The organism is Planomonospora corallina (assembly GCF_042650625.1).
GTDB lineage: Bacteria > Actinomycetota > Actinomycetes > Streptosporangiales > Streptosporangiaceae > Planomonospora_B > Planomonospora_B corallina.
The window spans coordinates 93,697-102,842 of sequence record NZ_JBHSBM010000013.1; the positions used below are offsets into that span (position 1 = coordinate 93,697).

10 protein-coding genes are annotated in these 9,146 nt (G+C 74.7%); 8 read left to right on the forward strand and 2 right to left on the reverse strand.

What is annotated here, in order from left to right:
• The first annotated feature begins 36 nt into the window (after window positions 1-36).
• The 3 genes from ACFOWE_RS09680 to ACFOWE_RS09690 all read left to right on the forward strand — a co-directional run bounded on the left by ACFOWE_RS09680 (window position 37) and on the right by ACFOWE_RS09690 (window position 1,906).
• On the forward strand, window positions 37-747 hold the full coding sequence (locus tag ACFOWE_RS09680; protein ID WP_377286864.1) for a VOC family protein: 711 nt from the start codon (window positions 37-39) through the stop codon (window positions 745-747).
• A 109-nt stretch (window positions 748-856) separates the two neighbouring features.
• A complete protein-coding gene (locus tag ACFOWE_RS09685; protein WP_377286865.1) occupies window positions 857-1,264 on the forward strand; it encodes a DUF2267 domain-containing protein in 408 nt (135 codons plus the stop codon).
• Window positions 1,265-1,351: 87 nt separating this feature from the next.
• Complete coding sequence (locus ACFOWE_RS09690; protein ID WP_377286866.1) at window positions 1,352-1,906, forward strand: DUF6789 family protein; 555 nt, start codon at window positions 1,352-1,354, stop codon at window positions 1,904-1,906.
• A 66-nt stretch (window positions 1,907-1,972) separates the two neighbouring features.
• Here the strand turns inward: ACFOWE_RS09690 and ACFOWE_RS09695 are convergent, their stop codons facing one another.
• Both ACFOWE_RS09695 and ACFOWE_RS09700 read right to left on the reverse strand, forming a co-directional pair.
• Window positions 1,973-2,635, reverse strand: a complete 663-nt coding sequence (locus tag ACFOWE_RS09695) for a response regulator (RefSeq protein WP_377286867.1) — start codon at window positions 2,633-2,635, stop codon at window positions 1,973-1,975.
• On the reverse strand, window positions 2,632-3,690 hold the full coding sequence (locus ACFOWE_RS09700; protein ID WP_377286868.1) for a sensor histidine kinase: 1,059 nt from the start codon (window positions 3,688-3,690) through the stop codon (window positions 2,632-2,634). The genes ACFOWE_RS09695 and ACFOWE_RS09700 overlap by 4 nt, the downstream gene beginning before the upstream one ends.
• Window positions 3,691-3,858: 168 nt before the next feature.
• On the opposite strand from ACFOWE_RS09700, the gene ACFOWE_RS09705 reads away from it, so the two are divergent.
• From ACFOWE_RS09705 to ACFOWE_RS09725, 5 genes are all read left to right on the forward strand, one after another.
• Window positions 3,859-4,290 (forward strand): hypothetical protein, encoded by a 432-nt coding sequence (locus ACFOWE_RS09705; RefSeq protein WP_377286869.1) that lies wholly within the window; start codon window positions 3,859-3,861, stop codon window positions 4,288-4,290.
• Complete coding sequence (locus ACFOWE_RS09710; RefSeq protein WP_377286870.1) at window positions 4,287-5,288, forward strand: multicopper oxidase family protein; 1,002 nt, start codon at window positions 4,287-4,289, stop codon at window positions 5,286-5,288. The genes ACFOWE_RS09705 and ACFOWE_RS09710 overlap by 4 nt, the downstream gene beginning before the upstream one ends.
• Window positions 5,289-5,508: 220 nt before the next feature.
• Window positions 5,509-6,849, forward strand: a complete 1,341-nt coding sequence (locus ACFOWE_RS09715; RefSeq protein ID WP_377286871.1) for an MBL fold metallo-hydrolase — start codon at window positions 5,509-5,511, stop codon at window positions 6,847-6,849.
• A gap of 96 nt (window positions 6,850-6,945) precedes the next feature.
• Entirely contained in the window at window positions 6,946-8,490 is a 1,545-nt protein-coding gene (locus ACFOWE_RS09720) for a BTAD domain-containing putative transcriptional regulator (RefSeq protein WP_377286872.1), read from the forward strand.
• Window positions 8,491-8,666: 176 nt separating this feature from the next.
• Window positions 8,667-9,113, forward strand: coding sequence for a hypothetical protein (locus tag ACFOWE_RS09725; RefSeq protein ID WP_377286873.1), 447 nt, complete (start codon window positions 8,667-8,669; stop codon window positions 9,111-9,113).
• The last annotated feature ends 33 nt before the right edge of the window (window positions 9,114-9,146 follow it).

Genomic DNA, 9,146 nt, shown 5'->3' on the forward strand with positions numbered 1-9,146 from the left:
GCCGGGAGCCGACCGGTTTCTGCGATCATTCCGGACATGACCGAGGACGTGAAGGGTGCGGGTGGCCGGCTCAGCCGGAAGGAGATCTCCGACGCGGTCGGAGACCTGGGCTGGCGGTACGTCCTGGGGGCGTTGCAGACGTCGGTGCCGGTGCTCTCGCTGCGGTGGGCGGTCGACGTCGCCGGCCGCGTGGTGGAGGCGGCCGGGGACGACGCCGACGGCAGTCTCCGGCTGGACGCGCGCCCGGACCGGCTGGTGATCACCCTGCAGTCGTCCGCCGCGGCGACGGTGACCGCCGTGGAGGTGGAGCTCGCCCGGCGGGTCTTCACGGCGGTGCGGCGGCTCGGTCTCTGGCCCGATCCCGGTGTCGCCGACCCGGAGTCCCGGGCGGTCCAGCTCATCGAGATCGCGGTCGACGCGCTGGACATCCCCCGGATCCGGCCCTTCTGGAAGGCCGTGATGGGCTACGCCGACGAGGCGGGCGCCTCGGGGCCGGAGGACCCGCTCGTCGACCCGCTCGGCCAGGGGCCGGCGATCTGGTTCCAGCAAATGGACACGGCGCGTCCGCAGCGCAACCGCCTCCACCTCGACGTGTCGATCCCGCACGACGAGGCCCCGCACCGGATCCGGGCGGCGCTGGCCGCCGGGGGCGTGCTGGTCTCGGACTCCCACGCGCCCTCCTTCTGGGTGCTGGCGGACGCGGAAGGCAACGAGGTGTGCGTGACGACCTGGCAGGGCAGGGACTGACCTCCGGACCCGGAGTCGGCCTGTCGAATATGGATATATAGAACAAATCGGATAAATGACTCGTGGGGTGTCAGCCCCGATCCGCCGGGAGACCGGGAGGAGAAGGAACATGCAGCACGACGAGTTCATCGGACAGGTACAGGCACGCGCGCGTCTGGCCGGCCGGGCCGAGGCGGAGCGGGCCACCCGTGCGACCCTGGAGACGCTCGGGGAGCGCGTCTCCGAGGGGCTCGCCGACCACCTCGCCGCCCAGCTTCCCCACGAGATCGGGGAGAACCTGCGGCGGACCGAGGTCTACGGCGGGCTCGGCGCCGGTGAGCGGTTCGGGCGGGACGAGTTCATCCACCGCGTCGCGGCCAAGGCCGGCGTCAAGGAGCCGCAGGCGGCCTACATCGCACGGGTCGTCATGGAGGTCACCGGAGAGGCGACGCAGGGCGGGATCATGAGCAAGGTCTGCGAGAGCCTCCCCGAGGACGTGCGGGAACTCGTCACGGCGGGCAGCCGGGGCTCCGCCTGATCCGCCGGGCGTGGCCGGAGCGCACGGGCGGCCCCCGTGCCGGAGCGCGGGTGGTTTCCCGCGCCGTGGCGGGGGCAGTCGCCTGCCGTGACGCGTGATCTGCTGAGAGGGGCCGCCGGAGGCGTGCTCGCCACCGCGGTGATGAGCGCGGTGATGGTCGCCGGGGAGCGGGCCGGGCTGATGGGCGACCAGCCGCCCAAACGCATCGTCCGCGCCATGCTCCCGGGTGGCCGGTACCGGCCCAAGCCGGGCGAGGGCGTGCTCGGCGCGGTCGCCCACTTCGGTTTCGGCGCCGCCGCGGGCGCGCTGTACGGCGTGCTGGCCCGCGGGCGGCGCGTCGCCCCGCCGATCGGCGTCGCCTACGCGCTGGGGATCTGGGTCGGCAGCTACGCGGGCTGGGTGCCCCGGCTCGGCATCCTGCCCTCGATCCCGCACGACAGGCCGGGCCGCCCCGCGGTGATGGCCGCCGCCCACGTCGTGTACGGCGCGGCGCTCACCCTCGCGGTCAACCGGATGAGCCGCGAGGAGCGGGCCGACGGCTCCGGGGCACGGACCGGTACGGCGGCGCGGCCGGAGCCGGCCGGGACGCCCGCCGCGCGGGCCGCCGGGACTCCTGCGGGGACCGTCACGCGGGACGGATGACGAGGCGGCCGGCGAGCACGGACGCCGGGCGGCCGGGGCCGTACGCGGACCCCGGGAGAACGGGCCTCACCTGCTCCCGGGGGTCACCAGCCCGGACTCGTAGGCGTGGACGACCAGCTGGGCGCGGTCGCGGGCGCCCAGCTTGCCCATCGTCCGGCTGACGTGGGTCTTGACGGTGGCATGGCTGATGGTCAGGTGATCGGCGATCTCCTCGTTGGACATCCCGGCCGCGACCAGGGAGAGGACCTCGCGCTCCCGGTCGGTCAGCCGCTCCAGTCCCGGCCCGGGCGCCGGGCGGGGCGGCGTGGCGACGTACTCCTCGATCAGCCGCCGGGTCACCGAGGGCGAGAGCAGCGCCTCGCCCCGGGCGGCGACCCGCACCGACTGCAGCAGGTCCGCCGGTTCGACGTCCTTGACCAGGAAGCCGCCGGCCCCGGCGCGCAGCGCGGCGAAGACGTACTCGTCGAGCGCGTAGTTGGTCAGGATCACCACGCGCACGGAGTCCAGCGCGGGATCGGCGCCGATCCTCCGGGTGGCCTGGATGCCGTCCATGATCGGCATCCTGACGTCCAGCAGCGCCACGTCGGGCCGGAGCGCACGGCACATCTCGACGGCCTCGCCGCCGTTGCCCGCCTCGCCGACGACGGTGATGTCGTCCGTCATCTCCAGCAGCGCCCGGAAGCCGGCGCGGATCAGCGGCTGGTCGTCGGCCAGCAGCACCCGGATCACAGGCGTCCCGCCGCCGGCGGCTCGGCCCGCGGGACCCGGCGTCCCGCGGCAGTCGGCTCGGCCCGGCGTCCCGTGGCAGTCGGCTCGGTCCGCTCGGTCCGGCGTCCCGCGGCCGGCAGTTCGGCCCGCACGGCGAAACCGCCCTGCGGGCGCGGCCCGGCGGTGAGCGTCCCGCCGACGGCGACCGCGCGCTCGCGCATCCCTATCAACCCCATCCCGCCCGTGCCCGTGCCCGACTCCCCGTCGTCCTCGACGGACAGCACGATCATGTCAGGCCGGTACTCGGTCGTCACCGTGACCGTCGCCGCCCCGGCATGCCGCAGCACGTTGGTGAGGGCCTCCTGCACGATGCGGTAGGCGGCCCGGTCGACCTCCGCGGGGAGCTCCCGCCGCTCGCCGAGGACGGCCGTCCGCACCGGCAGTCCCGCGGCCTCGGCCCTGGCCGCCAGCCGGGGCAGCCGGGCCAGCCCCGCCTCGGGCCCGTCCGGGTCGGCCTGCCGGAGCACGCCCAGGGTGGCGCGGAGCTCGCCGATCGCCTCGTGCCCGGACTCTTTGATCGCCATCAGCGCCTCGCGGGCCAGTTCCGGCCTGTGGTCGAGTGCCTGCAGGGCGACCGCGACCTGCACGTTGACGACCGAGATGGCGTGGGTGAGCGAGTCGTGCAGCTCCTGGGCGATCCAGAGCCGCTCCTCGCCCGCCCGGCGCAGGGCCGCCGCCGTGTAGATCATGACCAGGGTGGGGGCGGCGGCGATGACACCCGGATACCCGGCCCCGTAGTAGACGACCCCGCACCCCACGGCGACCAGCCCGGCCGGCACGGGGGCGGTGCGGCGGAACGGCAGCGCCAGCGACGGCACCGCGATCAGCACGAGGGCGAAGCCGTCCGCGGGCCGCTCCACCAGGCCCGAACTGGACAACCTCCCGTAGACGTCGGCGACGCCCAGCGCGAATACGGCCACCGCGACCAGCGCGTCCGCCGCCTGGAACCCCGGATCGGCGGCGTCGGCTTCCCCGCGCCGGGTGCCCGGCGGCGCGTGCGTTCTCCAAGGCTTCACGCCTGCCACGTTAGGGCCGCCGGCCGCCCCGCGCCGACCCGCGCACGGCCGGGATCGCGGGTGCGACCCCGGTCGTACCCGCGCCCCGCCGTACATCCCGGGATGTACGGCGAAGTGCCGTCCCCGGGCTGACGATCATGCAGTGGCGGCGCGGCACCATTCCCGTCCATGAGCATCTCAACCGATCCGGTCGCGGCCCGTCCGCGGGCCCGCCGCACCCCCCGGCCGGGCTGGGCCGTCTGGTCGCTGCGCTCCACCGCCACCCTGCACCTGCTCGGCGTGCTCGTGCAGGCCGTGCTGGCCGGGATGTTCGTCACCGGCGACGTGGACATGCTCACCTGGCACCGCAACAACGGCGGGTTCACCTACGGCATGCTGTTCTTCCAGCTGGTGGCCGCGATTCTGCTCTGGCGTCCGGTCCGGGGTCCGGCGTGGCCCGCTCTGGCGACCGGCGCCCTGACGGCTCTGGAGACGCTCCAGGTCATGCTGGGGCAGGAGCGCGTCCTCATCGGGCACTTCCCGATCGGCGTGCTCGGCTTCGGCGCCTCCGCCGTGCTCGCCTGGTGGACCTGGAGCGGCCTGCGGACGGAGGACACGTGACCTCCCGCCTCTCCCGCCGGGGCTTCCTCGGACTGCTCGGCGGCACCGGCCTCGCGGTCGCCGGCTGCGGCTCCCTCACGGCCGAGGCCGCGGGCGAGGGCCTGAGGAGCGCGCTGCCGCTGCCCCGGCCGTTCACCGTGCCGCTGCCCGTGCCCGCGACGGCGCGCCCGGTGCGGCCCGGCCACTACGAGGTGGTCCAGCGCGCCGCCCAGGTGGAGATCATCCCGGGGACGAAGACCGAGGTGTGGGGGTACGACGGCACGTTCCCCGGGCCGACCTTCGACCTGCGCCGCGGGGAGCGCACCGTCGTCCGGGTCCGCAACGAGCTGCCCGTGCCCACCTCGACGCACCTGCACGGCGGGGTCACCCCGCCCGACTCCGACGGCTACCCCACCGACCTGGTGGTGGCGGCGGGCCGCGGGTTCCGCCCGCAGCCCGGAGGGCACTCCTCCCACCACGACCTGACGCAGTGGACCTTCCACTCCGGCGCCAAGGACTACGTCTACCCGCTGGACCAGCGGGCCGCCACGCTCTGGTACCACGACCACCGGATGGACTTCACCGCGCCGCAGGTCTGGCGGGGGCTGGCGGGCTTCCTCCTGATCCGCGACGACGAGGACGACGCCCTGCCCCTGCCGAAGGGCGAGCGCGACCTCCCGCTGATGATCTGCGACCGGGCCTTCGAGGAGGACGGCTCCTTCCGCTACCCCGCGGTGGACGACACCCTGCTGGTGAAGGCGGGAGTGGAGGACGCCTACATGGAGGGCGTCGAGGGCGACGTGATCCTGGTCAACGGGGCGCCCTGGCCGGTGCTGGAGGTGGACGCCGCCCGCTACCGGCTCCGGCTGCTCAACGCCGCAGGCGCCCGCCGCTACCGGTTGACGCTGACCCCCGGCGGCCGGTTCGTGCAGGTCGGCAGCGACCTGGGGCTGCTCGCCGCGCCGGTGGCGCACGACACGATCACGATGGCGCCCGCCGAGCGCTTCGACGTGGTCTGACCGGAAGGCGGCCGGTTCCGGGACGCGGCCCGCCGCACTCCGGGCGGGCGGCAGGACCCCGGCCCGCCGGATCCCGGCCCGCCGGATCCCGGGCGCCCGGGAGGCGTACGGTCCCGGATCGTGCGGCGCCGCCGCAGGTCTTCCCCGCCCCCTCCCGGGTAGGAAGCGGGAGGGTCCGCCTCGGAAAGAGGGCCCGCCTGCGACGATCGGGGGTGAGGACATGGAGGTCGTGCCGTTCCGCACCCCGGGGCTGGGCGACCAGAGCTACCTGCTGGTCCACGAGGGCATGGGCGTGCTCGTCGACCCCCAGCGCGACATCGGCCGGTTCGTGCGGGCCGCCGCCGAGCGCGGCGCCGAGCCGCGGTTCGTGCTGGAGACCCACCTGCACAACGACTACGTCTCCGGCGCCCGGCAGGCCGCCCTGGACACCGGCGCCGAGCTGGTGCTGCCCGCCGCCGCGGCCCCGGCCTACCCCTGCACGCCCGCCTTCCACCGGGAGGACATCCCCGGCGGCCGCGGCCTCGTCATCCGCCCGATCCACACCCCCGGCCACACCCCCGAGCACACCAGCTACCTGGTGCTGGCCGACGGAGAGCCCGCCGCGCTCTTCTCCGGCGGCAGCCTGCTGGTCGCCTCGGCGGGCCGCCCCGACCTGCTGGGCCCCGAACGGGCCCGCACCCTGGCCAGGCTCCAGTACGGCTCGCTGCGCCGCCTGGCCGCCCTGCCGCCGGAGACCGCCCTGTACCCGACCCACGGTCAGGGATCCTTCTGCACCTCCACCGGGGCCGGCCGCCACACCTCCACCATCGGCGCCGAGCTCTCCGGCAACCCCCTGCTGGCCATCGGCGACGCCGAACGCTTCGCCGACGAGCTGCTCGCCGACCCGATGCCGATCCCGGCGTTCTACCGGCGCATGGGCCCGGCCAACATCCTCGGCGTGCCGCCCGTGCCCCGCCCGGACGTCCCCGAGCTGACCGCCGGCGACCTGCCCGCCGGCGCCCGGGTGGTCGACATCCGCCCCTGGCGGGCGCAGGCGGCGGGTGCCCTGCCCGGTTCGGTGGGAATCGAGCTCGGTGAGGACTTCGGCCTCTGGGCCGGGTGGCTCCTGCCGTACGGGACGCCGCTGGTGCTGGTGGCCGAGCCGGGCCAGGACGTCACCGAGGCCGTGGTGCAGCTCGCCCGGATCGGGGTCGACACCGTCCGCGGCGTCGTCCGCGACGTCGGCCCGGCCGCCACGCAGACCTTCACGCAGGTGGACCTGCCGACCTTCCTGAGCCGCCTCGACCTGCCGGGCGCGCAGGCGCTCGACGTGCGCGCGCCCGCCGAACGCCGGGCCGTACGGCTGGACGGGGCCGTGGAGCGTTTCCTGCCCGACCTGGTGACCGAGGGCGTGCCCGAGGAGCTGGACGTCTCCCGGCCCGTCCTGATCGCCTGCGGCTCCGGACGGCGGGCCTCGATCGCCGCGACCCTGCTGGCCCGCGAAGGCCACCGCCCGGTCGTCCTGGACGGCGCCGGCGTCCCCGACGTGGTCGCCGCACGCCGTACCCGGCACGTCACCTGACCGGCCCGCCCGGCACGGGGGAAGAGCGGTACGGACATCCGCCCCGTTCCTGCTCTTCTCCGAAAGTTTGGGTCGATACGTGGCAAACTGCCCGGCGTGGAGTTCCTCATGCTCGGCCCGCTCGAGATCGCGCACGGTGGGCGATCCGTCTCCCCGACCGCGGCCAAGGACAGGGCCTTCCTCGGTGAACTGCTCGCCCACCCCGGCCAACTGGTGTCCGGCGAGCACCTGGCCGCCGCCCTCTGGCCGGATCGCCTGCCCGCCGATCCGGCGAACGCCGTACAGGTCCGCGCCTCCCGGCTGCGCGGGACGCTGCGTTCCATCGCCCCCGCCGAGGTGGCCGGAAAGGTCCTGGTCAGCCGGTCCGGAGGATACGAGCTGAACCTGGAGAACGCCGAGACGGACGTCTTCCGCTTCGAGGCCGCCCTCGCGCTCGGCGATCTGCCCGGGATACGGCGGGGACTCGCGCTGTGGCGGGGCGCGCCGCTCTCCGACGTGCCGCCGACCCCCTGTGTCGAGATCCAGGCGGCGAGACTGGAGGAGCTCCGGCTCTCGGCGGTGGAGTCCCACGCGGACCTGTGCGTCGAGGAGAAGGACATCCCGGCCAGCCTGGTCGCGGACCTGGTGGACGAGGCGGCGCGCAACCCGCTCCGCGAGTCCCTGCAGTACAGGCTGATCCGGCTCCTGCACCTGACCGGCAGGTCCGCCGAGGCCCTTACGGCCTACGAGCGGCTCCGGAGCCTCCTCGCCGACGAGCTCGGGACGGACCCGCGACCCGAACTGCGCCGCCTCCACCTCCAGATCATCGGAGAGGAGGCTCCGGACGGCCTGCTTCCCGCCTCGGTGCGGGTGGAGCCCTCCCGCCGTCCGGAAGACGGCGCCGCGGACCGTACGGCGGGCTCCGCCCCGGATCCCGCGACGGTTTCCCCGGTGGTTTCCCCGGCGGACTCCGCGACGGTTTCCCCGGCAGGTTCCCCGGCGGACTCCGTGACGGCTCCTCCGGCGGGTTCCGCGGCGGACCCGGAGGCGGGAGGGCACGGCGGCCGGGAGCCGGAACGGACTCCGCCCGGCGGAGCCGTGTGGCGGGTGCGCCGGAGGACGTGGGCCGCCGCGGTCGGCGCCGGCTGCGTGCTCGGACTCGCCGGACTGGAGATCGGAGGATACGGCCTCCTGCGGGAGCCGGACCCGCCTGGCGCCTCCTCGCCGTCCTCGCATTCCTCACCGCCCGCGGCGTCCCCGGTGTCCCCGGCGACGGCCACCGGCCCCCAGCGGCCCATCCCCGGTGACAGCTCGAGGCTCGACGCCGATGTCACCTACCCGGACGGGAGCACGGTCAGGGCGGGCCGGCGCTTCCTGAAGACCTGGAAGCTCACCAACACGGGTTCGGTCGCCTGGCACGGCCGCCGGCTGGCCCGCCAGCCGCTCCAGCCGGGCGAGGAGGGGTGCGACTCACCGACGACGGTGCCGATCCCGGACACCGAGCCGGGCCACTCGGTGCTCGTGAGCGTGCCCGTGAAGGCGCGGTCGACGCCGGGACGGTGCAAGGTCTACTGGAAGATGATCGACGAGCAGGGCGTGCCCTTCATGCCCCACCTGGCGGGGATCTTCTTCGACGTGACCGTCGTCTCCCGGCGCCCATAGCCCTGATCTGGGACTTCACCGGCCCGCGCCGGGTGCAGCGGTCGTGCAGGCACGTTCTGACGGCGTGTTCAGGAGGAGTACAGGGTTCCGGTCCAGGCTGTCTCACGTCCCACCCCGCCCGTCCTGGACGGCGGGGCCGCGGACGAGTCCCTGCATCCGACCGGAAAGTGCACACGATGAGGAGAACGTTCGCTCAGGCCGCCGCGGTCGGCGCCCTGGTGCTGCCCATGCTGGCCGGCTTCGGCGGACCGGCGCACGCCGAGACCAACCCCTACTGCTCCAAGGTGACGAAGATCGGGTCGACGGCCCGCATCACCTCCGGCGGCAAGACGTTCGCCTCGGTGAAGCAGTTCAAGGGCTGCAACAAGAACTGGGCCTACGTCTACGTCTGGGGCTCCTGGCGCGACAGCCACAGGTCGTGGAACGCCTGCGCCTCCGTCACCACGCGCTCCGGCTCCAGGACGACGGTGGAGGGCCCCCGTTGCAAGAGCGGCCGGTTCACCGAGCTGTGGTCGTACGGCACGGCCACGCTCTCGAAGTGCACCCGGGCGCTCGGCTGGATCGGGCACGGGCCGTTCCCCGGCTCCGGCGACCGGAAGGCCTCGACGAGCGAGCGCTGCTGACCCCGGTGACCTTTCCGGGACGCCGGGCGGGGG

What these genes read in the sequence shown, in the direction of transcription:
- ACFOWE_RS09680 (WP_377286864.1), top strand. Translation starts at nt 37, where the DNA reads ATGACCGAGGACGTGAAGGGTGCGGGTGGCCGGCTCAGCCGGAAGGAG.
- ACFOWE_RS09685 (WP_377286865.1), top strand. Translation starts at nt 857, where the DNA reads ATGCAGCACGACGAGTTCATCGGACAGGTACAGGCACGCGCGCGTCTG.
- ACFOWE_RS09705 (WP_377286869.1), top strand. Translation starts at nt 3,859, where the DNA reads ATGAGCATCTCAACCGATCCGGTCGCGGCCCGTCCGCGGGCCCGCCGC.
- ACFOWE_RS09715 (WP_377286871.1), top strand. Translation starts at nt 5,509, where the DNA reads ATGGAGGTCGTGCCGTTCCGCACCCCGGGGCTGGGCGACCAGAGCTAC.
- ACFOWE_RS09725 (WP_377286873.1), top strand. Translation starts at nt 8,667, where the DNA reads ATGAGGAGAACGTTCGCTCAGGCCGCCGCGGTCGGCGCCCTGGTGCTG.